At 57.2% G+C, this 20788-nt stretch carries 26 protein-coding genes; 3 read left to right on the top strand and 23 right to left on the bottom strand.

All coding sequences use genetic code 11. The annotated features are described in order from the left end of the window. Nucleotides 1–21 precede the first annotated feature (21 nt). The 5 genes from HB680_RS01725 to HB680_RS01705 form a co-directional block, all read right to left on the bottom strand. Nucleotides 22–2745 (bottom strand): toprim domain-containing protein, encoded by a 2724-nt coding sequence (locus tag HB680_RS01725; RefSeq protein WP_213936863.1) that lies wholly within the window; start codon nucleotides 2743–2745, stop codon nucleotides 22–24. Between the two features lie 2 nt (nucleotides 2746–2747). Next, nucleotides 2748–2981, bottom strand: coding sequence for a hypothetical protein (locus tag HB680_RS01720; RefSeq protein ID WP_213936862.1), 234 nt, complete (start codon nucleotides 2979–2981; stop codon nucleotides 2748–2750). Nucleotides 2982–3055: 74 nt separating this feature from the next. Then, nucleotides 3056–3304 carry a hypothetical protein gene (locus HB680_RS01715; protein WP_213936861.1) on the bottom strand — a complete coding sequence of 83 codons (249 nt, stop codon included), beginning with the start codon at nucleotides 3302–3304 and terminating at the stop codon, nucleotides 3056–3058. Continuing rightward, the gene (locus tag HB680_RS01710; protein WP_213936860.1) at nucleotides 3301–3591 is read right to left on the bottom strand and encodes an ogr/Delta-like zinc finger family protein; all 291 of its coding nucleotides are present in this window, start codon (nucleotides 3589–3591) and stop codon (nucleotides 3301–3303) included. Before HB680_RS01710 ends, HB680_RS01715 begins: the two co-directional genes overlap by 4 nt. A gap of 36 nt (nucleotides 3592–3627) precedes the next feature. Further along, nucleotides 3628–3825: a DNA-binding protein gene (locus HB680_RS01705; RefSeq protein WP_213936859.1), complete on the bottom strand. Its 198-nt coding sequence runs from the start codon at nucleotides 3823–3825 to the stop codon at nucleotides 3628–3630. Nucleotides 3826–3928: 103 nt separating this feature from the next. Between HB680_RS01705 and HB680_RS01700 the strand changes: the two genes are divergently transcribed. Further along, nucleotides 3929–4276 (top strand): helix-turn-helix transcriptional regulator, encoded by a 348-nt coding sequence (locus tag HB680_RS01700; protein WP_256735436.1) that lies wholly within the window; start codon nucleotides 3929–3931, stop codon nucleotides 4274–4276. A 101-nt stretch (nucleotides 4277–4377) separates the two neighbouring features. Beyond that, a complete protein-coding gene (locus HB680_RS01695) occupies nucleotides 4378–4542 on the top strand; it encodes a hypothetical protein (protein ID WP_213936857.1) in 165 nt (54 codons plus the stop codon). Between the two features lie 170 nt (nucleotides 4543–4712). Here the strand turns inward: HB680_RS01695 and HB680_RS01690 are convergent, their stop codons facing one another. Then, nucleotides 4713–5012, bottom strand: a complete 300-nt coding sequence (locus HB680_RS01690; protein ID WP_213936856.1) for a DUF3077 domain-containing protein — start codon at nucleotides 5010–5012, stop codon at nucleotides 4713–4715. A 1059-nt stretch (nucleotides 5013–6071) separates the two neighbouring features. Here HB680_RS01690 and HB680_RS01685 point away from each other — a divergent pair. After that, nucleotides 6072–6917, top strand: coding sequence for a hypothetical protein (locus HB680_RS01685; protein ID WP_213936855.1), 846 nt, complete (start codon nucleotides 6072–6074; stop codon nucleotides 6915–6917). Between the two features lie 473 nt (nucleotides 6918–7390). On the opposite strand, the gene HB680_RS01680 is transcribed toward HB680_RS01685, so the two are convergent. The 17 genes from HB680_RS01680 to HB680_RS01600 all read right to left on the bottom strand — a co-directional run bounded on the left by HB680_RS01680 (nucleotide 7391) and on the right by HB680_RS01600 (nucleotide 20770). Then, nucleotides 7391–7936, bottom strand: coding sequence for a GNAT family N-acetyltransferase (locus tag HB680_RS01680; RefSeq protein WP_213936854.1), 546 nt, complete (start codon nucleotides 7934–7936; stop codon nucleotides 7391–7393). Next, nucleotides 7908–8219 carry a DUF1778 domain-containing protein gene (locus tag HB680_RS01675; RefSeq protein ID WP_213936853.1) on the bottom strand — a complete coding sequence of 104 codons (312 nt, stop codon included), beginning with the start codon at nucleotides 8217–8219 and terminating at the stop codon, nucleotides 7908–7910. Before HB680_RS01675 ends, HB680_RS01680 begins: the two co-directional genes overlap by 29 nt. Nucleotides 8220–8470: 251 nt before the next feature. Next, nucleotides 8471–9322: a DNA cytosine methyltransferase gene (locus tag HB680_RS01670; protein WP_213936852.1), complete on the bottom strand. Its 852-nt coding sequence runs from the start codon at nucleotides 9320–9322 to the stop codon at nucleotides 8471–8473. Beyond that, nucleotides 9283–9483 (bottom strand): Com family DNA-binding transcriptional regulator, encoded by a 201-nt coding sequence (locus tag HB680_RS01665; RefSeq protein ID WP_213936851.1) that lies wholly within the window; start codon nucleotides 9481–9483, stop codon nucleotides 9283–9285. The genes HB680_RS01670 and HB680_RS01665 overlap by 40 nt, the downstream gene beginning before the upstream one ends. Nucleotides 9484–9525: 42 nt before the next feature. Further along, a complete protein-coding gene (locus HB680_RS01660) occupies nucleotides 9526–10794 on the bottom strand; it encodes a contractile injection system protein, VgrG/Pvc8 family (protein WP_213936850.1) in 1269 nt (422 codons plus the stop codon). Further along, entirely contained in the window at nucleotides 10791–11231 is a 441-nt protein-coding gene (locus tag HB680_RS01655) for a phage tail protein (RefSeq protein ID WP_213936849.1), read from the bottom strand. The genes HB680_RS01660 and HB680_RS01655 overlap by 4 nt, the downstream gene beginning before the upstream one ends. A gap of 5 nt (nucleotides 11232–11236) precedes the next feature. Next, nucleotides 11237–13993 carry a phage tail tape measure protein gene (locus tag HB680_RS01650; RefSeq protein ID WP_213936848.1) on the bottom strand — a complete coding sequence of 919 codons (2757 nt, stop codon included), beginning with the start codon at nucleotides 13991–13993 and terminating at the stop codon, nucleotides 11237–11239. Then, nucleotides 13983–14102 carry a GpE family phage tail protein gene (locus tag HB680_RS01645; RefSeq protein ID WP_213936847.1) on the bottom strand — a complete coding sequence of 40 codons (120 nt, stop codon included), beginning with the start codon at nucleotides 14100–14102 and terminating at the stop codon, nucleotides 13983–13985. Before HB680_RS01645 ends, HB680_RS01650 begins: the two co-directional genes overlap by 11 nt. Nucleotides 14103–14110: 8 nt before the next feature. Continuing rightward, nucleotides 14111–14431, bottom strand: a complete 321-nt coding sequence (locus HB680_RS01640) for a phage tail assembly protein (RefSeq protein WP_213936846.1) — start codon at nucleotides 14429–14431, stop codon at nucleotides 14111–14113. A gap of 16 nt (nucleotides 14432–14447) precedes the next feature. Beyond that, nucleotides 14448–14963: a phage major tail tube protein gene (locus tag HB680_RS01635; protein WP_213936845.1), complete on the bottom strand. Its 516-nt coding sequence runs from the start codon at nucleotides 14961–14963 to the stop codon at nucleotides 14448–14450. Between the two features lie 15 nt (nucleotides 14964–14978). Continuing rightward, nucleotides 14979–16148: a phage tail sheath protein gene (locus HB680_RS01630; RefSeq protein ID WP_213936844.1), complete on the bottom strand. Its 1170-nt coding sequence runs from the start codon at nucleotides 16146–16148 to the stop codon at nucleotides 14979–14981. A gap of 106 nt (nucleotides 16149–16254) precedes the next feature. Next, on the bottom strand, nucleotides 16255–16818 hold the full coding sequence (locus tag HB680_RS01625; protein WP_213936843.1) for a tail fiber assembly protein: 564 nt from the start codon (nucleotides 16816–16818) through the stop codon (nucleotides 16255–16257). Between the two features lie 7 nt (nucleotides 16819–16825). After that, the gene (locus HB680_RS01620; RefSeq protein ID WP_213936842.1) at nucleotides 16826–18334 is read right to left on the bottom strand and encodes a phage tail protein; all 1509 of its coding nucleotides are present in this window, start codon (nucleotides 18332–18334) and stop codon (nucleotides 16826–16828) included. Next, the gene (locus HB680_RS01615) at nucleotides 18327–18950 is read right to left on the bottom strand and encodes a phage tail protein I (RefSeq protein WP_213936841.1); all 624 of its coding nucleotides are present in this window, start codon (nucleotides 18948–18950) and stop codon (nucleotides 18327–18329) included. The genes HB680_RS01620 and HB680_RS01615 overlap by 8 nt, the downstream gene beginning before the upstream one ends. Next, nucleotides 18943–19860 carry a baseplate assembly protein gene (locus tag HB680_RS01610; protein WP_213936840.1) on the bottom strand — a complete coding sequence of 306 codons (918 nt, stop codon included), beginning with the start codon at nucleotides 19858–19860 and terminating at the stop codon, nucleotides 18943–18945. Before HB680_RS01610 ends, HB680_RS01615 begins: the two co-directional genes overlap by 8 nt. Further along, nucleotides 19857–20201 carry a GPW/gp25 family protein gene (locus HB680_RS01605; protein ID WP_213936839.1) on the bottom strand — a complete coding sequence of 115 codons (345 nt, stop codon included), beginning with the start codon at nucleotides 20199–20201 and terminating at the stop codon, nucleotides 19857–19859. The genes HB680_RS01610 and HB680_RS01605 overlap by 4 nt, the downstream gene beginning before the upstream one ends. Further along, a complete protein-coding gene (locus HB680_RS01600) occupies nucleotides 20198–20770 on the bottom strand; it encodes a phage baseplate assembly protein V (protein WP_213936838.1) in 573 nt (190 codons plus the stop codon). Before HB680_RS01600 ends, HB680_RS01605 begins: the two co-directional genes overlap by 4 nt. Between the last annotated feature and the right edge of the window lie 18 nt (nucleotides 20771–20788).

Genomic DNA, 20788 nt, shown 5'->3' with positions numbered 1-20788 from the left:
TCCTTCAACTGAATGGGACAGTTACGCCTTCTGGAACACCCAGCAGCGTACAGTGGTGGTTTTCTTGTCCATCGGATTGTTCGCCGCTTGCGAAGCACGGACGGCGCTGTAAGTGGCTTTATTGATTTCCAGTAACTTGTGGCTACGGCTATCGACCAGTAACGCCCGCAATGTCTTGAGGTCAGCGAGGTTTTGCCGGTGTTCGCTGGCTTGCTTCGCGAAGTCGTTGAGGTTGATGGCGATAAGTTTCGGGTCGACGCTGTGGTTTACCTGTGGACCTTCACCGAGGCTTTCGAGGTAGTCGTAGACCTCCCAGAACTCTGCAACCAGAGGGTGGTCAGCACTGATCGCGGACTGCCGCTCCAGGGCCATCGCAGTGAGCTGCTGGTGAGTTGTGACGACCTGGTTCTCATCCAACGGGCAGATCAGGCATAAGCAATCAACCAAGGCCATCATCTGGCTGTGGTTTTTGAAGATCCGCTCCACCCTGATTTCCTTGATCTTGCGCAGATGCTGTTCGTGGACAAGTACACGCTCGGCAAATTTCGCCATGACTTGTGGTTCTGCGCGAATCGCCAGCACGAGAAAGTGGCTGAGCTGTTCGACCGGAATCACGTTGAGGTTGTCTGCGGCTGATCGGCTCTCGGTGGTGACTTCTGGCCGGGCAAAATGCGATTTGATAATTCGGGTCAGGATCGCTTCGGAGGCGCTGACATCGGCGTTCTGGCTGATGGCAATGGCGCCTCGAAACGGTGGTTCATAGGTTTCGTTGCCACTGGTTTTCATGCCCTTGGTGCCGAGTGTGCCGCCACCGAAGTAGTCTTTCAGTTCATCCCAGTCGAAGCTTTTTGCGTGTGCTTTGTCTGGCTCATTGCGGTCGCCTTCGATCAGCACCACAGGCATGTTGGACACTTGTCCCATGGCTCGCTGCCGACCGGCGCGGGTCGATTTCGATGGGTCAAACCCTTCATGTTCCCGGCCCAACAACTTCCACAAAAAGGTCAGCAGCGTGGTCTTGCCGGCGCCGGCTTCACCCGTGACTTCGAGGAACGGGTAGGATTTGTACTTGGCCCTTATCTGCTCGGCGAACAACGAACCGAACCAGAAGGCCAGGGCAACGATTCCCTTGGCTCCAAAGCACAGCCACAACATCGGTAACCAATCAGTTCGGTACTGTTTGTGATCCCGCTGAATCTGCATCTTGATCGACTTCTGCAGCGTTTTTAACCGCAGCTTTCCAAACTCGAAAAAGTCCTCCTTATTCACTTCGCACACCAGTCCATTGCGCATGGCCACGTCACCGAACACGTAAGCGCCGTATTCCTTGCTGTACCCCACGTAATCGATTGTCTCGACGGTTTTCAAACCGTAAAGCTGGTCCTTGAGAATCCTGTCGAGCTGCTTGCCGCTACCCGTGAACACGGCGCCGGCGGCCATGCTCAGTAGGCGCTTTTTAAACTCGCTGGCCGCCGCCACTTGGCCTCCGGTGAAGGTGTTTTTGACGCTGCCGCCGTCATGGGGGAAATCGACCCGAAAGTAGTACCAGGACTCATCGGTGACGTCGTTGCGTTGAAAGTACAAGGCCTGGGGATAGCAGTTCGCGATTTCCACTACACCACCGCACTGGCGCAGTGCTTTGGCTCGTCGCTGTTTGTCGGTGAGCTGCTGGTCCTCATGGCGTTCGGAAGTGTCCAGCGCCTGCATGGCCTTGTTGAATTTATCCAGGTCCATTTTGAACCAGTACAGGCGGCTCTCGTACCCGAAGTGAAACTCATGGCTTTCGCGCCATTCGTACGTCAGCACGCCTTTATCAGCGGCGCTTTCGGCGATCAACAAGGAGCCGTAGTGGCGGGCGGTCCTGAGGTCTTGTTCGACTTGCTCGGCGCGCTGCTCGATATCGTCGATGAACTGCCAGCGCTGGTGCAGGTCGTTCCAATCGACTTTGCGGTTGTCGGGTTGCGGGATCTGCGCCGCTTCACAGGTGTAGCCCAGAGCACGCGCTTCGCGGACCCAGCGCTTTGTGTAGCGATGAGCGCCGGGTTCGTTATCCAGCGCCCAAACCAGTTTGGGGTGCTTCCCGCCGCGGTGGCGGGAAAGTTCTTTGAGCGATGTTTCGGGGAACACATTGGAGGACATGGCCGACACGGCCGCGATGCCATGGTGGGCCAGGGCAATCGCATCGAAGATGCCTTCGACAATCCACAGCTCTTTGACCTCAAGCAACTCAACACAGGGCGGGCACCACCAGGTGCCTCGGTAACTGTCACCCGGTTGGAACCGGGCCTTCATTTTGCCGAAGCGGTGTGGCCGATCGATCAGCCGCTCCCAGTAGCCGCCCTTGTCCAAGGCAAAGCGAACGGTGGCGCTGCCGGCATTCAATTCGCTGGAGTAATACGTGTCCTGGGTGAACCAGCCTTGGATCAACTCAAAGCGAAAGCCCCGGGCAAACTCCAGGTAGGCGCGGGCGGTTGCGCTGGGAAACTGATCGGAGGAGGGCGCACGCTTGCTCCAGTCATCGAACAGGTCTTCATAGACCTCCTTCAGGTGCCAACGCTGTCCGCATTTGCTCTCGCGGCCGCAGATGATCAGCCAGGGATTTGTATAGCGGGTGTAGAGCTCTTTTTTTCCACAGGCTGGACATTGGCCGCCGCGCAGATAGTCGGTGCTTAGGCGTCTCTTCAACCCGTAGTCGTTCGCAAGACGCTGCAACACCTCTGCGTGAAGCGTGTTCGATAACTCCGACATGATCAGCACCTTCGACCGAGGCTGAAGGAGAGCGCGCCGATCAACCGCTTCTGCGCCGCCATCATCGGGAACGCCGCGATCAGTGAGTCATGCCGCAAATGTTCGGGCACCGCGTTAAAGCGCTCCTCATACCAGTACGCGTTGAACTGGTCGGCATAATTTGCGCGAAGCGTCTCAAGCAAAATGCCCGCCTGTTCACGTGTCAGGGTGGTGAAGATATCCACGTCGTTTTCCATGCGTACCTCACTTTTTAGGCGCACCTCACCCCCTACCCATTCGGGCATAGGCGAGAGGTGAGTTGAGTTGGGGGTTACAGGGTGTTTGTCAGGTCTGCTGCATCGAGCGATGGGCGCAGTAGCTCTTGGTCCTGGAATTCACTCCATGCCAAGTGCACCAGCTTCGTCGCAATGTTGGCGGGCACTTCAAGCGCCACGCTCAGGTGACGCACACAGCTTTCAAAGAGCTGATCGGAATCGGCCAGGTATTCCGCCTGGTGGCGCAACAAGTACGCCCGAGCGGCTTCCTGCATGCTGGTGCGGTAATCATGTGTGGTGGTCATGGTGCAGTCTCCAGTCCTTGGTTCGGCAATAGCTCCAGCTGATCGCTGGCTTGTTTCATGGCTTCGCGGCGCAGCGCCGTGTCGGCCAGTGGGAGCTTGACGGTGGGGTTCGCCATACCGCTGGGGCTCATCTCGTGGGTCATTTCGAATTCAGCGCGTACCGACCAGCCGCAGGCTTCGTTGGTGCACTGCAAGTAAGCGACACGCAGAAAAATGTGGGTGCCTTCGCTGGTGCGTATGCGCATTCGGGAATGACAGTGAGGGCAGACCAGTTTGTAAGTGCTCATAGGGCATCCTTGCGCTGTACTAACGACGTGGCCGGATCAAATAACGATGCCTTCCTTGATCCCCAGCAACACCGCAGCACGATGCGCTTGGCCACGGCGTCCTTTCTTCCGACCATTCAACAAGTCGCTGACCAAGTTGCTGTTTAGCTCGTGCTGACGGGCGAACTCGGCGAGGCTGATCCCTCTTCGATCAAGTGCTGCTCGGGCTTGCTCGGTGGTTAGGAGGGCGGGCATAGTGTCCATTCGTGGGCATCCGTGTTGAATTTTGCGCCATTATGCCCAAACAATTTGGCCTGTAAAGGGTGAAAGCTTGAAAAGTTGTGCATCGACAGAAGGCTTGGACGTTGGCGTAGGTGAGCGCTTACGCGAAGAAAGGACGCGGCTGGGGCTCAATCAAGATGCCTTTGCGCAGCTCGGCGGGATCACCCGTAATACCCAGGGCAGCTATGAAAAAGGCGAGCGCAACGCCGACTCTGTCTACCTCTCAGCCGTGGCTAAAGCCGGTGTAGACGTGCTGTACGTCTTGACGGGCGGGCGTGTACTGCGTGCTGTTGAAGGGCTGGACGAGGCCGAAGAGCGGCTGCTCCATCAGTTCAGAACGTTGTCTGAATATGACCAAAAAGCTGTGCATCGCATTGTCGGCGCGATGTCCGAAGTCACCAGCCTTTCGAACGCCAAGAAATAACTCGTCGATATTTAACTTTCGTTACGATGGATTTCAGTTTTGATTTTCCGCACTCCTAAGTAACGTTGCGCCCGCAATCACTTAATGGAGTAGTGGGCATATTGGATCAGGATGAAAAAGAGAACCTTCGCAGGGATAAAACCAATAGCGAAAATTCTGAGTTAACTCAGGATGAAGGGAATCTTCTTACGTGGTACAGAGAGGTGTCTGAGGAAGATCGGGGCTTTATCCGTCAGGTTGCGCAAGCACTGGCGGGTGCTCATTGATCAAGGGAAGGGATGCCAGTTGAAGGACTGGTTGGCTGTCGTGAACAGCAATAAAGGAACCCGGCCAAGCGCCGGGTTTTTTGTTCCTGCAGTGGCATCACTTAACCCGCTCTGTATCAAAAACACAGAAGCCCCGAAAAGATCGGGGCTAAGGTTTGGACGGCTGGCCGCTATTTTGCGGTTTTTTTACCCGAGAGATTCGGTCGCGGTGAAACGGCCTTCATCACATCATCAATGATGGCCTTACCCAAAGCCGTTAGATAGTGCGCGGCCCAGGCATGACGGTCGGAGTCTCTTTCGAAAGCTGCGTCCTGTGAGAGCGCCTTCGCCAGGAACAGCAAGTCGGACGCCTTTGACAATGCTTCGTATACGGGTACGTCTGCGCTGACGTGGAACATGGCCAGCTCTGAACCTGGGCAGTAGATGCAGGGGGTAAAGCCGAGGGTTTTTGCTTCCGTTGGTTCGGTCATTTGCCACCTCCGTTGATGAGGTGGTCGCGGGATGTGTAGCGAGGATGGTATCCATTGTTTTGCATTCTGCAGCTCCTTGATTTGAGGAGTCGCTACCGTCCTTCCTACGGGATAAGGTGGCGACCGTACGCAGGGTAGGAATACCGGGAATCAAGGCACCCGGCACACCCGAAGGTGTCCCGCGCACAGCCGCCATAGAACGCTATTGCGGACACAAAAAAGCGCCTGCAATACTTGGCGCTGTGACGCCTTGATTCATTTCAGGTTCCTACACCTGGTCGCTGACTTTGCAGCGACATCTGGAGAGTATCCCGCCGAATCTAAGGCTTACAAGGCGGTAGGCTGCCAAAACACTCAGCAATCGCACCCTCTTACGCAAGTCTCGGATTTTGCCTACAACTTCGACATGAAGCCACCCAATATTTGAAAAGATGCAGGCAGGAGTGGATGTGTGAAGGAGATGCAATACAGCGCAGAGGCCGGTGCGAATTGTCCTTAAGCCTTTGCGAAACCTGAACGCGGCTTAATCAGTAGCGAAGAGTAAGGCCTGCACATGCACCTACTGGTCACCCCTATGAGGTCGCGCGGCATCGCGCTGGATGCCAATGCACGGCGCGGTTATCCCGCGATCAAGGGCAATGTCATGGTCAATTCGGCGGTGAGTACGGAATTGGGTAGGGCTACGAACGTCGCGCGGGTGGACGTGGGTATGCCACTTGATCCAGATCCGTTGCCACCGTTGCTAGATGCAACGCTTGCAGGATGGCGGTGACGGGGTTCGTTTTGAGCAGAATTCAGTACATTGGTGGCTGCGCGTATGCGCAATCTTGGCGGTGCCGGGAGGGATAGGTCGCGCAAGCTGCCAGTACGGGCGTTGGGTGTCGATGCGCTGCTGAGCATTGACCAAAGTCCTTGCTGATACCAAACGGCCAGCATAATCTATAAGTTCGTGGGCTGGTCGGCTTGTGCTATCGCAGAATTTACTGAAAGTGTATGAGGTTTTTTAGGGCCGGTTATCAAATTTAATGTTGATGAGTAAGGTTATATAAGAGGCGAAAAATGGAAGTAAAAGAGCTTCTTGTTGTTTTTGAGAAAATGTATCTGCAAGAAAATGAAATAAAAGAGAAAATCACTATTAGAGTGCAAATAGTATTTACTTTGATGCTCGCAGTGATAACGGTTTCTGGCTATATGTTGCGCATGCTTGACTTGGATCGTTATATTTTTGTGGGTGCGGCAATAATTGCCTCGTTAGTTGTTTTTTTTGCTGGTTTGGCTGTTTCTTCTAAATACGCTATTAGGGCTTTCTGGGGCAATACTTTCAAGCAGATGCCACCTGCGCTTGAAGTGAAAGGTTATTGTAATGCCTTGGTGAGCTACAATGAAGAGGTTGAAAAGGCAATACAGGATGGCGATGGGGTTGGCGCTGAAGCGGTTGATGTAAGGTCAGAGGTTGATACCTATTTAAGTAATGCTTATGAGGAGTGTGCAACCCATAATTCGGAAGTAAATCAAGAGCGCTCGCGGAAAGTGCATGAGTCGTTCAAGTGGTTGTTAGTTTCTTTCGCGCCTTTGGGTATTGCTGGCGTCCTATTTATTGGTTTTGATATGGATGTTTCTTCACCTCGAAAAAACTATCAGGTGATAGACAAATATGTAGGTGATCAGATAGGCAAAGTGGAGCGCAGTATTGCCTTGATTGCCAGTCGAACAGAAGAATTAAAGGGGGTTCAAATGAGTGAAAAAGACAAAGTTAATGTAAGTCCGGCGAAGCAAACCACAAGTGCTCCAGCGCCGATAAAAACGAGTGAGCCTGCTAAACCTGATGCACCACGGGTTAGAATTGTACTTGAAGACGATAGAAGTCAATCTTTCGAGGTGAGCAATGAGTCGAGAAAAAAATGATAAGGTAGCAGTAATTAGGGACAAGCCGAGCTCGCCTAAGTTGCCGACACCACCTCCTGTGCGGTATGTGAGAGACGAGAAACCAAGGCCCAAGCGCTGACGGTCTAGTTGGAGTTTATAAAAACCTTGGCAAGTGCTGAGGTTTTTAAGTTTAATGTTGGTTGTGCGAGCATCATAACTAACTTGATTCGGTTCTGTTCAGTTTTCAGTAACTCAAATTACGTTTTATTAACTGAGTCTCTAACGAGATTAATTTCTTATTTTGGTTGTTCGGCGGGCTGCGGTATAAGTATTTTAATTGTCGGCGTTGCAGTGAGCGGATTCTAGGACAGAAGGCTGTACGGGCCTATGATACGAAAAGCCCGTACAGAAAATGTTGCTTGGCTTCACTATCAATGGAATTCTGGCCAACAGAGTTACATTGATAGTGACATAGGCAAGCCTGCTATACTTGGCAGGCGATTCAAGCGATGCTAAGAGGCTGCGATCGCCTTCAGGACCACTTTGATACCGATCAGCATTGGCGTGCTTTGATTAATATCAGGCTCGCCAATGCTTTTAAATTCAAGCTCCTCATAGAATGAGACGGCATTAGGTGCTGCGTCCAAGTAAATCCCTTTAATCGGGACTTCTTTATGGACCCGTGCCGCTTGCTTGAAGGCTTCCATCAAGATTTTTTGGCCTATGCCCAAACCTTGATAATTTGTATCTACTCCGAGCATCACCAGCCTTATCACAGGTACGCGCGATGGCAAATTGGTGTCGTCAATGCCGTTCTGAGCCATCACCTTGTCGATATCAGACAAAGTAATCGTACAGAAGCCAACAACCTCCTTTGTCGGTGCTATCGCCCCAATAGCATTAATATTCTCGCTTTTAAGAGCGCGTTTGAGGCTGCCCTTATAGTACGAGTCGATTACACTTACCCCACAACTAAACGTCTTGGTGTATTTGTATTTTTCGAAATTGGCAAGCAGGTTGCTGTCAATTTCACATGCCGGCGTCTCTTCTGTTTTCATGTTCCCCTCGCATTAGTCTAAGTAGCGCGCTTGATGGCGCGGCGGTTTCATCCTCTAGGAGGATTTTTTGTACTCGGGAAAAAGCTTCTTCTGAAACTTCTATCCTTCGGTGGCTTTCTATAACGGCTTCTGCTTTTTCAAAGGCAGAAGCCATTATGAAAGATGTCATGTCTAAGCCTTGTAATGATGCAGCTCTTTTTATGAACTCTTTTGCAAAGTCAGTGGTTTTAATTTCAAGTCGTGCGCTTTTAGCTGATTTAAGTGTTTCATCTAAGGTTGTCATTTGTCATACCTACTAAGTTTTCTTACAGGTTTTGCTTCCTTTTAAATTAAGTTAGTTTCATTTTCGTTTTATGGCCGCATTCGGCCTTTTGATCGCCATGATCGCTCCTCTCATTGGTGGGTATCTAATTCTCGTGTCTTCATTTTCATATTATTTTCGTGCTCTCGGTACGGATGGTATCCGTACGGCGGTGCTTTGTCAAGCCTGTACGGATACCATCCGTACGGGCGCCGTAAGTGAGGGCTGTGTCGTTAGTTCGTCTCAATCAACTTCCGCCCAACCCACTCCGCCACCTGCGTAACAACGGCGTTTCCGGCACCAAAAGCCTCCGCAAGGTTGGCCGCATCCAGTCCGAGGCAAAACCCATCATCTTCAGCCGCTCGCTGCCGCTCAGCCATCTGATCCCATCCGTTCGGGTGAGCGACGAGAGTGGTACAGCCCATAGCGATTTGGGAGCCGGCTTTGTCTGCCAATAGAGTATTGGCAGCCCAGGCATCCGCGGGGCGTGGCCATTGGATCGATTGAGACGCTGGAGGTATTGCGTCCACTGGCGCGGCGTCAGCCAGCAGCTCGATGGGGGGCATTCGTCGATAACCGGCGACCAGGAATATTCGACGACGTTGCTGGGGGACTCCGAAATATTGAGCATTAAGCACTCGCCAAAATCCCACATACCCGCAGTCCGCAAGGGCCCGGATGACTGTTTCAAAGTCGTGGCTATCGTTGACAGCGAGCAGGTTAACGACGTTCTCAAGGACCACCCAGCGAGGTTGAATTTCTTTGAGGATTCGTATGACTTCCCAAAACAGACCGCTGCGTTCGCCACGCAGTCCGCGGCTGTCTCGGTTGCTGGGTCTGGCGCCGGCAGCGCTGATGTCCTGGCAGGGGAAGCCGGCGGTGAGGACATCGACGGGGGACAGGTTGTGGGCGCCGCACTGGCGCACGTCTTCAAATTGGCGTGCATGGGGAAATCGATCGGCAAGCACAGCCCGGTTGATTGGGTTGAGCTCCACTTGCCAGGCGCTGCGGTAGCCTGCGTTTTCAAATCCGACATCAAAGCCTCCTATGCCTGCGAACAGGCTGCCAAGGGTGGGTTGCTGCATTCATGAACTCGTTGTTCTGGATGCTCGCGGCACGCTGGGGGGAGGCTCGGGGCCTTCAAGTGGTTGAGTGTCCGGCAACGCGGGCACTTGATCTGTATTTCGATGAAGCCGCTGGCGGCGGCGAGTTTGCGGCTGCACTGGCCGCAACGGATGTCTTGCATGAAAATCGTCCTTGATGGGGAATCAGTCAGTTGTTGCCCGGTTCATTTTTTTTTTGCCTGTATGCGTTTCCACACCCGATCCATCGCCCGGTTTGCCGTTTTCTCGTTGGCATACAGCCATCGTAAGCGTTTCGGCTTGCTCTGATCGCCGATCGTTACGGTCTTCTCCTTTCCGGTCTGTTTATCGCGGTAGTGGGCGATGACGCCGGTAAAGTCGCCGTTGTTCTCTTCGACCAGGTCATCGACGGTGTCGTCCGGCAGTTTGCTCTCCAGCTCCAGGCTGATGGTGTAACCACTGTCCGCGCTGAGGGTGTGTTGCACGTTGCCGCCGTACCAGATGATTTCATCGATCTCATCCTTCACGCCCTGGAGGGTGTAAGTCAGTTCGGGAATCAAGTCGGGCCGGCCGCGTGCCAACGTATAGCTGAGGGTGGCGCTGCCGCGTTGCAGGCGGTTGAACTCGGCCCGGGCGGCGCGTAGGGCGGACTGGAGGTCACTGTAGGTGTGGCGCAGGTCCTTGAGGTTTTCGCCGCGGCCGGCAATGGCTTCCTGTTTTTTGGCGCTGTTCACGTCATAGAAGTAGGCGCGCACGCCGTCGTAGCTGTCGCGGTCGGCTTGCAGGTAGCGGTGTTGGTCGCCGTCGGCGCGGGTGAGGGTGATGTGTGGGAGTTCTGCGCCGCTGGCGGTTTTGCCGCTACCCGCTGGAAAGCACAGCAGGCAGCCGGCCTTGATGGTGACCACGGCGTCGAATTCTTCGCCGATTCGGCTGATCAGGTTGGCGTCGGATTCGTTGGCCTGGTCGAGCTGCAGGATGGGCAACCCATCGAGGGCGCCGGCAACGGTCGCCGTCAGGCCGTTGCCCAGGGCGATGTCGCCCAGCACGTCGCCGAGGGTGGTGTTACTCCAGCTGCGTTCACGTTTGGTCTTCAGGCCTTTGCGCAAGTCTGCCGATCGAGCGCGGATGCTCAGTACGTCGGGCGCGCCGCTGTGTTCGGTTTCATCGACGGTGTAGGTGCCTTTGTCCACCAAGCCGGTGTCGCTCCAGCCGAGCCAGAGCCGAATGACCGCACCCGTGGGCGGGATGGCCAGCAGGCCGTCATGGTCGGTGAGGGTGAGGCTCAGTTGATCGGCCTCGATGCCGCGATTGTCGGTCAGCTCCAGGCTCATCAGGCGCGGGCTGATTCGTTTGGCGATGTCGTGGCCATCTACCGTGATGCGGAACGCCGGCACTGGGTAGCCGGCTTCGCGGCGGTAGCGTTCGACGGCGTCGTCTAGAAAACCGGTGACGCGCGACAGGGCGGCATCGATCACAGCAACGTCCTCATGATGCCGATGCCTGCGCGGGTGCCGGCGCCGATCAGATCGATCCTATCGTCATCGATGCGCTTGAGGCTGAGGGTGAATTCGATGCGGCGCGGCGTGCCGTCACGGAAGAAAAGGGTTTTGGTTTCACTCAGGCTCTCAATGACCCACAAACCGTAAATCCGGCCGCTGCCCTCGACCATAGGCCAGGCCTTGCCGGTGTTGGCCATCAGGCGCAAGGCATCGAGGCTGAGGGTGCTGCCAGCGAGTTCCGGCAGGATGATGCCGGGGAGGGTGATTGCGTCCTCACCACGACCGACAAACTGCCGTGCGGGGGCGGCGCCGATGCGACTGTTGCTGGCGTGGCGCCAATCGGTCTGGCGTTGCAGTTCCTGGTAGGCGGCGGTGGAAAGGCTGAAGACGAACATGCCCAGGGCAAGCATCATGGGGATTACTCCAGGTCGGCCAGTCGGCTGCGTTGGCGAGCGCTTTTCTCGCGTTCGATGCGCGCCAGTTCGGCGCGTACTGCGCGGGCGATGGCTTGGGCGTCCAGGCCAGGGGTTGCGGGAAGGTGGATTTCGTAGGTGTCGTGGCTGTCGTAGGCCGGTGCGGGTACTGGTTTGAGAGGGGCACGGTCATCGACGGCGAAGGTCGGCATGGGGATCGAGCCGAGCGCCAATGCTCCCGTGGCAAGTTTTTTGCCAAAGTTGACGATGGTCGGCAGCAGCTCGCTACGTTCAGCCCTTGCGGTAGGACGCTGCTCGGTGAGAGGTTCTACTGCGGCTGCTCGGGGGGCCTTGGCCTGTACGACAGCCGCGACAGGCGCGGCGAACGCTATTTTTTCAAACGTCGGCGCCGGAATTATTGGTGCACCCAGCGCCAAAACCCCTACCTCGGTGATCTGCTTACTGATCCGATTGATGGCTTCGAGCGGCCCTTTCTCCCCACCTTGAAGACCTTGAGTCAGTCCGTCCATGGTGAATCCGCCCAGTTCGGCAAACACCCGCGAGGGGCTGTGAATACCAAGCTTCTCCTTGAACCAACCAATGGTTGCGTCGCTGATATCACCCATGACGTTTTTGAGTTTGCCGAAGCCCGCTTTCAGTCCGTTGACCAGACCGTCGATAAGCATGCCGCCGAACTCGGTGAAGCGGCTGGGGAGGTCGACGCCCAAGTAGCTCAGCACCGCTGCGAATGCCTGGTAGATCAGTCCGATCGGGCTGAAGTTGATCAGGGTTTTGAGAATGCCGCCGACGCCATCACTGAACCCGGCCTGAATTTCGCGCCAGGCCTCGATGAAATACGACTTCACCGCATTCCAGTTTTTATAGATGAGGTAGGCGCCGCCGGCGATGGCTGTGATTGCCAGGCCGATGGGGTTGAGCATCAGCGCACGGCCCACTATGAGCAACGCTTTGCCCACGAACGGCAGTGCTGATCTGCCGAGATTCCAGAGCAACCCGATCAAGCCGGGCAGGCGGATACCGAGTTGCGCGAACATAAAGCGCAGTGCCACAAATGGCAGCAATACGCTGGCCACGACGACCATTAATCCGCCCAGCACGACGGCCAGCGCGGCGACGAAAGCGATGGTTTTGACGAGCCCAGCGGCGAGGTTCGGGTTTTCAGTCGCCCAGCCTTTAACCCCACGAACAATCTCCGTGACGGACTGAATCAGCCCGCGCAGCGGTCCATCCTGCTGTTCTTGCAACTCGATCCCCAGATCCTGCCAGGCGCTGCTCAACGTTGTTAGGTCGCCCTTCAGGTTGTCGGCCATGACGGTGGCCGTTTGCGTCGTTTCCCCTTGGCTTTGGCGCAGGCTGGCAATGAGTTTTTGCAGCTCTCCTGTACCTGACTGCTCGACTAATTGCGCCATGCCTTTGACCGCTTCCGCGCCGGCAATGGCCTTGAGCAGTCCACCTTTGTCGGCAGTGCCCAGGTCTTTGGTTTTGTCGTAAATCTCTTTGAGGATGTCCGGCAGAGGGCGCAGGTTGCCGTGGGCATCGGCGGTGGTGACCTTGAGTTTTGCCAAGGCTTTTTCGGCGGCCTTGGGCGGGGTGGCCAAGCGGTTCATGATCGTACTGAGTGCGGTACCGCCCATGCTGCCCTGCAAACCGGCATCACCCAACTTACCCGCCATCGCGGCGGCCACTTCCAGCTCGACGCCGTAGGTCTTGGCCATGGGGGCGGCGTATTTCATGGTTTCGCCAAGCATCTGCAAGTTGGTGTTGGAGCGGGTGAAGGTGCCCACCAACACATCGCCCAGTCTGCCCATCTCGTCGGCCCGCAGGCCGAGCCCGGAAAGGATGTTTGAGGCGATGTCAGCGGTCTGTGCCAGCTCGGTGTCACCGGCTGCGGCGAGGTCGAGCATTCCCGGCATCGCGACTTTGATCGCTTCAGGATTGAAGCCCGCCATCGCGAGGAAACCTTGAGCATCGGCCGACTGGCCAGCGGTGAATTGGGTGGAGCCTCCCAATTCACGGGCTTGTTTGCGTAACGCGGCGAGTTCCGCCGAGTCTTTCTGAAGTCGGGAAATGGCTTGCGTCTTACTCATGCTGGCGTCGAAGTCGACACCTGGAGCCATCAGCCGGGCACCCGCGTACAGCGTTGCGGCGCCTCCTACTATTGCAGTGGTTCCTTTACCGGCCATGTCACTGGCCTGTTGTTTGGATTTATCAAAGCTCGCGCGTGATGCGGCCAAACGTTTTTGTTGAGCGGCCAATGCCGCCAGTCGATTGGTTTGCTGGCTGATGCTGTTGTTGGTCGCGCGAATTTGCTCGCGCAACTGACGCTCATGGTTCCCGAGATTTTTGGTGCTGATCCCGGCCGCCTGCAAACGGGCGCGCAAGCCTTGGAGTTGTTCACCTTGTTGCTGGTGCTGCTGTTTAAGTTTTTGCGCTTCACGCACGGCGGCGCGAAAGTTATTCGTCATCGCCTTGGTGGGGGCGCCGGTTGAAGACATCTGTTGACTGAGCGCTTTGACCTTGTCGCGGGCGGCGTTCAAGGCGTGTTCGGTCTGTTGGGCCGCCGCGCGCTGAGTGCGCCAGGCACTGACATCTTTCTGTTGAGCGTTGAGAGCCTTGAGGCGGTCGCGAGCATCCTTGAGTGCGCGTGCGGCGCCGATGCTCTCATTGTTGATGGCATGCAGCGGCCGCGTGGCCCTGTCGATGGCGCTGAGCAGCACCCGAAGTTTTAAATCATTCGCCATCGGCGACACTCCGCACCCTGGCGCGCTCGCGCCATTCCATCAGTTCTTGCAGGCCCAGGTGATCCATATCCGCCGGCGCCCAATGAAAGACCACCGCCAGGTCGGCCATAGCGTCCTCTACGCAACGAGGGAGGCGTCCGTCTTCACCGATTTCTGCAACAAAAAACCGGAGATCTTGCTGCCGCACGCGAGCAGGTCGGCCGGGTCCATGCCCGCCGCCTCCTGGGCAGTGATGCCGGGGGAGGTGAGGCGCGGCAGTATTTTGATCAGGGTCGCCACGTCCATGTTCAGCAGCTCCACCAACTGCACGCCGCGCAGTTCGCCGGACTGCGGTTTGCGTAAGGTGAGGGTGTCGATGGTGGTCTTGCCGCGTGTGATCGGCGTGTCGAGGGTGACGGTGTTGTCTTCGATGACGGGTTGAATTTCAACGGTCTGCATGGGGTCGTCCTTGGGGTTAGAGGCCAATGGCGGCGCGTTGCTTTTCGAGCATGTCCACGCCGTTGACCTTCTCGATGAAGTTGAGCAAGTCGATCTCGATGATGTCTTCGTTATCGACGATCAGCTTGTAGTAGGAACAGGTGGTGGTGACGCTGTGTTCGGTGTCTTCGCCGGGTTCGTGGTCGCCCATTTCGATGGTTTCGTGGCGACCGCGCAGGACCACTTCGACGGCGCTGACGTCGCCGGTGTCGTCCTGCTGGAACGAGCCCGCAAAGCGCAGTGCAATACCCGATGCATTGACCGCGCCGAACTGACGCAGGGAAATCAGGTCGAGGCCGCCGGTCTTCCATTCGAACTGGATGCCGTCGTCGGAGAAGCCCAGGTCGGCCTTCACGGGGCCGTTCATGCCTCCACCGCGATAGGCTTCCATCTTGCGACCCAGGGGCGGCAGGGTGACCGACTTGACGACGCCGACGTAGCTGTTGGCATCGTTGAACAAGTTGAGGTTTTTGAGTTTGCGCGGCATGGCCATGGCGCTGGTCTCCGATTAGCGGTTGATCTGGCTGGCGAAGTTGATGAGGTAACGGTCGGTGATGCGCTGGCGTAGGGTGAGGTCTTCCAGCGGCGGGACCGGCGTGTAGTCGTAATCGAGCCAGAGCTTGCCGGCTTTAAGGGTGTCCTTGGTGTTGATGTCGTCGGGGTACCAGCAATTGCCGCCGATCAGGTAGCCGGCCGACACTTTGCTGCGGAACTCAGCGTTCACGCCCTCGATCATGTCCCTCACCAGGGAGGCGTGCAGCGGTTTGTCCATGGCCCACATCTGCGTGCCGGCCATGGTGTCGGCCAGGACTTGCGCGGTACGGGTGTAGCTCTCGAAAGCAAACAACGGATCGTCACTGCACGTGCGGCTGCCCCAGAAGCGCAGGCCGCCCTCGTTGATCAGCGTGGTGACTTCGTGGCCATTGAGGTAATTGGCATCGGTGGACGGGTTTTGCAGGTCCCAGAACACGTCGGCGTTGATGCCGGTGACGCCGTTGACGGCGATGTTGGACAGGGTTTTGTGCCAGCCGGTTTGCTGATCGATCTTGGCGCGCAGGCCCAGGGCGCGTGCGACGGCCGCAGCGGTCACGGTCCTGTCGGTCGCCGTGTCCCAGCTCAAGAAATCCGGCCAGATGAGCATGACTTCGCGGGCGCCGAAGTAGTTGCGGTAGGCGACGGCTTCCTCCTTGGTGTGGCAGCCCCAGGCGCTGACATAAGCGAATGCTCGCAACTGCTGGGCGATGGATACGAGGGCTGCGGCGACGGGTTGGGAGTCCAAACCCGGCACGCCGAGAATGCGCGGCACCAGGCCAAGCCTCGACTTGGCGGCGAGCAGGGCTTTCATGCCGGTGTATTTCCCGGTGTCGGTGGTGGTGCCGATCAGGGCGCTGGTGGTCTCGTTTTCGTCCTGGCCCTCTTTGACGCGGACGACGATGACGTAGGGTTTGGTCTGGTCGGCGATGGCTTGCAGGCTGGCGGAGAGGGTGCCTTTTTCGCCGGCCTTGCCGATGGCGGTCTGAACGTTGGTAATCAGGACGGGGGTGTCAAACGGAAAGACCGTTGCGTCGGCATCGTCGGCGGTGCACACCATGCCGATGACGGCGGTCGGAATACTGCGGATGGGGCGTGAGCCATCGTTGAGTTCGATGACTCGCACGCCGTGAAGATAATCGGACATGGGGCAGCCTGTGCTGTGAGGGTTGAGTCGGTGCACAGGTTGCCGCGCGCGCATCATTTCGTCGCGCAGTGAGGGTTGTAGGGGGCATGCCTACAGATCGCGATGGTTAGCGGCGTTGCGTTTGGGGCAGCGTTGGCCAGACAACGTTGTTGGGGAAGTGTTCTTGCTGCTCGATGCGGTTGAGTTCCACGCTGTAGCGCATCCAATCAAGTAGGGACGCCAGTTCTTCAGGTGTGGCGCTGCCCAATTTTTCTGCGTACTGAAGCGGCGCGATACGCAGTTGCGCATCACGCAGCAAGTTGTCTCGATGTTCCAGGGCTTGGGCACTTTGCGCAGCACGTTGGGCAGGCTCGTCGAGGGTCCATTGCTCGTTGATCCATTTGAAGTGTTCGCCTGGCCACGGCTGGGTGGTGAGCCCTTCGGGCAGTTCACCCAACTGTTGCCATGATTGTTGCGTACCGTCTGCGGTGCGGTAAGCGGTGCCTCGTTGGTCGCGTGCTTGTTGGACTTCTCCATTGAGCAACGCCCAGGTTTTGCCTGGCTCTGGAGGCGCCAATGTTTTTGGAACTTGCACCGCATTGCCGGGCAGTTGCGGGCCGAAACCGGGAATGTCGGGGAACGTGACTGGGCCGGACAGGGCACCTGCTTCGTCAATCAAATAGGTAATCATCAGGACCTCAAATCATTTTGATACGGCCGGGGTAGGCAATGTTGCGGGGGCGGGTTTCTTCGTCACCGACGCGCCCGATGAAGGGGGGAGACGTATTTCTGGCCACGACATGGTTCAGGTGAGCGTTGCCACCCGTGAGTGAGGTGGGTGAAGGAAGAAGTGCTACACGGTCGCCCGAACCTGATCCGAAAGAGACGGAGTGGGTGTGACGCTCAAAATTATCGGGTGACCATGAGCCGGCTATCCGTCCGAGTACTTGCCACTCCCCAGCGCCATCCGTTCTTGATGGGTTGGAGGCGGTAACCTCGGATTCGCCGAATGAAATAATGGTTGTACCCTTCGGAAAATCGCCACCTTCTAACGTCATTCCAATCTTTACGCGCGTGCGGCCTCTAAGATCGGTAATAACAGGGCTACCGGCTTTGGTGACTCCCTTCAGGGTGGATTTATCGACGAGCCGGTCATCGTCGAGCACCCTGAAAAATTCACCTCGTGCTTCAGGTATACGGAACGTCGATTTGTAATCCCCAAAGGTCCATGCACCCTCCAGGTATTGCTGTTTATCCGGGTGGAGCATTCCCGACTGCTGTGCGTGATCCCACAGCCACGGCCATTCATCTCTCTTAAGCAATTGCCCATTCATGGCGCCGTAACCGCCGGGACTGAACACGGTGGTCGTCTCGAAGACTGGGCGACCCAGCGTTGTGCTATCGAAGCGCCCAACCGGCCACCAACTCCCGGCCCCATCGCTGCGCAAACGCCACCAATCGCCCGCGCCCATCAGCACCAGGAAGGGATAGCCCTTGGGGTTCAGATGAGTATGGAATTTCAGCATGTCTTTGCTTCCCGTCTTGATGACCAGGCGATTGATGCTGTTGTCTTTGCGGTGAACAATCACCTCGCGTGTACCCAAGGTGGCGTTGGCCGGTGGCAATTGAATGTTCAGCGCCCCCGCGCTGGCGTCGATCAGAACGAAGCCCATTTCTTTGGGTTTCAATGTTCTGGATGACGACACAGTGGTGAAGGCTGCGCCGGCATTAACGGACCGATCCACGTAGTCGCGGGTGGCCAACACCACGGCCGGATCGATCTTGAGCTGAATGTTGGCGGTACCGTTGGTGATGATGTGCATCCGCACCACCTGGTTGCGTCCCGAGCCTTGGGCCAGTAACGGTTTGTAGCTGGGCGCCAGGTTCGCGACTGCCGAGAACACGCCGTCCTTATCTTCAAGAGCCAGCTCCCTCATCCACCAGCCGCCGACCTCGGGCGGAAGCACGACCTCTGCAATCAACACGTTAGGATCGGTGGGAGAGACGCGGAGTTGATTGAGGTGCGCGCGGTGCACCTGATTGATCAGCTGCGTTTGCGACGGATCAGGCGCCGGGTCGGTACCGTTGGTATCGCCGATCAGTATGTAGCTCGGCTCCCAGGGAATGCCCAAAGCATCGCAGTTGGTTTTTTTGGCGGCTCCAAGGGTGGTGAGCATGCCGCCGAAAAGGGTGTTCTTATCAACCATGAAGGTACACGTCCAGTTCGTCGAGGGTGTAAATGCAGGTGCCGCCATAGCCTTGGATGAATACGTCAATATCCGGGTTTGCCCACGGATACACATCGATTTCGTCGCCGTCATCGACGGCAATGGCGGCATGGGTATCGACTCGGGTTTCCAGAATGATGGCGAGGCGCGTCAGGTGGCGGGTGAGGGGCTTGGCGTCGTCGATGAGCCAGGTCAGTTCCTGATACATCTGTTGGGTGATGCCGGTTTCGGACACGCTGATGTTCAGGGCAAACGTCGCGTGGGGGCCCTGGGGCGCGGTCTGCCACCATTCCACGACTTCAATCTCAAATCCCAGTGGCTCGACGACGCGACGCAATGAGCCGAGGGTGCCTTTGCGCGAGTGGATGTAGTACGCGGAGCGGATGGCCGAGCGCTTGGCTGCCTCGGGCCATTGACTGTCCCAGCGGTCTACCGAGAACGCCCAGGCCAAGTAGGGCAGCAACGGCAGAGGGCAGAGTTCGGGGTTGTAGAGCTGGCGCACTGGGATCGGTACGCGCTGGATTTGAGCCAGGGCTTGAGCGGCGAGATGTTCCAGCGGTGTGGCGTTGCGCGGCAACAGTGAAAGGTCAGTCATGATCAAGCCCCAGCGACAGGTCGATGTCGGTGCAGTAGGGCGCCTGGTAAGGCGTGGCGACAATGTCGTCCCAATCATCGAGCACCACCTTGCGAACACCCTCGACGTGCAGCGAGGCGTGGAGAATTGATTCGGAAATCTCCAGACCCAATCGACGGCGTTGGTGCACAAACTTCAGCAGTCGTTCTTTGGCCGCTTTCAGGATCAGTTCTGATTCTGGCCCCGAGGTCAGTAGGTAGAGCTTGGCGTTAACTTCGTACCGGATGATCTGCGCGCTCTGTACCTTCAGGCGATCGCCCAATGGGCGGCGGTCGTCGTCGCTCAGGTAGGCTTTAACGGCGGCCAGTAAATCCGCCGAGGCACTGCCGTCGCCCAGTGCCGATTGCACGGTGATGACCGCTTCGGCGGGTTTAGGACTTTCTGCGGTGGCGTCGGCCACGCGACCGTCGGCGGAACGGGCGTGGAAAATGTAGCTGTTGCGCGGGCCGGCAGTGCTCAGGCCTTCCCAGGCCATTTGCGCGCGCTCGCGCAGGCTGTCGTCGCTTTCCATCAGCTTTGGAATAGGTGGCGTAGCCGAAGCGTTGGCCACCTGAATGACCAAGCGCTTCACGTTGTAGTTCGCGGCCAGGTTCTCCAGGTCGGCGCCCTTGGCCAGGGCGAGCATGTTCGCCACCGAGGCCTCATTGACCCGCTGGCGCCAGATCATTTCGCGGTAAGCGTTTTCCTCGAGCAGTTTGGTCAGCGGCTCGGATTCCATGTTGAGGCGCGCCGCGATTTCCGCTTGTTCCTCGGACGGCCAAAGGCCGATGGCATACGCCTTGCGCTCGGCAAGGATCTGCTCATAATCGATCTGTTCAACGACCTGCGGCGCCGGGAGCTGGCTCAGGTCGATGGCGACGAACGTGTTCATGCGCTGCCTCCCAGGCGCAGGGGGACGCTCAGGCTCAGCCGCTCGTTGCTATCGACGAGGCTGCCCTCAAGGTCCAGGATCGATTGGCCGGCCAACGTGGCGCCGAATAATTGCACACGACTGAGGCTGATACGCGGTTCCCAGCGCATCAGGGCCATGACAGTGGCGGCGTAGGCCTGCAAGCGGATGAATTCGTTGAATGGCTGATCCACCAGCTCGGGCAACAAGCTGCCGTACTCGCGGCGCATGACGCGGGTGCCGAGGCGAGTGGTCAGAATGTCGGTGACGGACTGGGTGATGTGTTCGACCAAGTCGATGGTGGCGCCGGTTTCTCGGTTCATTGCGGCAGGCCTGTGATGCCACCGCCGGACATGACGCCGCCGTGGGGGTGTTTGACCAAGCTGATGTTGGCTGCGACCACATCCACCGAGGCGGTGATTTTGCCGGTGATGGATTGGTTGCCGGTTTGGGTGTAGTCGCCTTTGTGGGTGATAGGGCCGACGATGTGGATGCCGCCTTGGCTGATCAATTTCGTGGTGCCGCCTTCTGGCAGGGTGGCGTTTAGGTGGTGGGCGATGCTGTCGTATTCGATGACGGCGCCGTCGCGGTAGGTACGACGGTGCAGGCCCTCGCGGTCGCCGTTGGCGGGGATGTGGTCGCTGAATAGGCCGGTGAGGACAATGCCATTGCCGAGTTGGCCGGAGGGGCTGAATAGGATGACTTGTTCGTTAATGGTTGGTGGGTTCCATTCTCGGTCGGCTCCGGCGCGCGGGGTAATCCACGGGAGCCAGTTGGTGGTGAGGGCGCCGGTTTTGACTCGCACGCGTGGAGGCTTCATCTGGGTTTCGGCGATGGTGCCGAAGCGTATGAGGTTTTCAATCAGGCGGATCAGGGTGGGTAAGTCGTTCATGGTGCCGATGGTGGCTCC

The organism is Pseudomonas sp. dw_612 (genome assembly GCF_018449725.1).
Taxonomy (GTDB): domain Bacteria; phylum Pseudomonadota; class Gammaproteobacteria; order Pseudomonadales; family Pseudomonadaceae; genus Aquipseudomonas.
The sequence above is the reverse complement of the archived record's forward strand: the minus strand, read 5'-3'. Positions and strand labels throughout refer to the sequence as shown.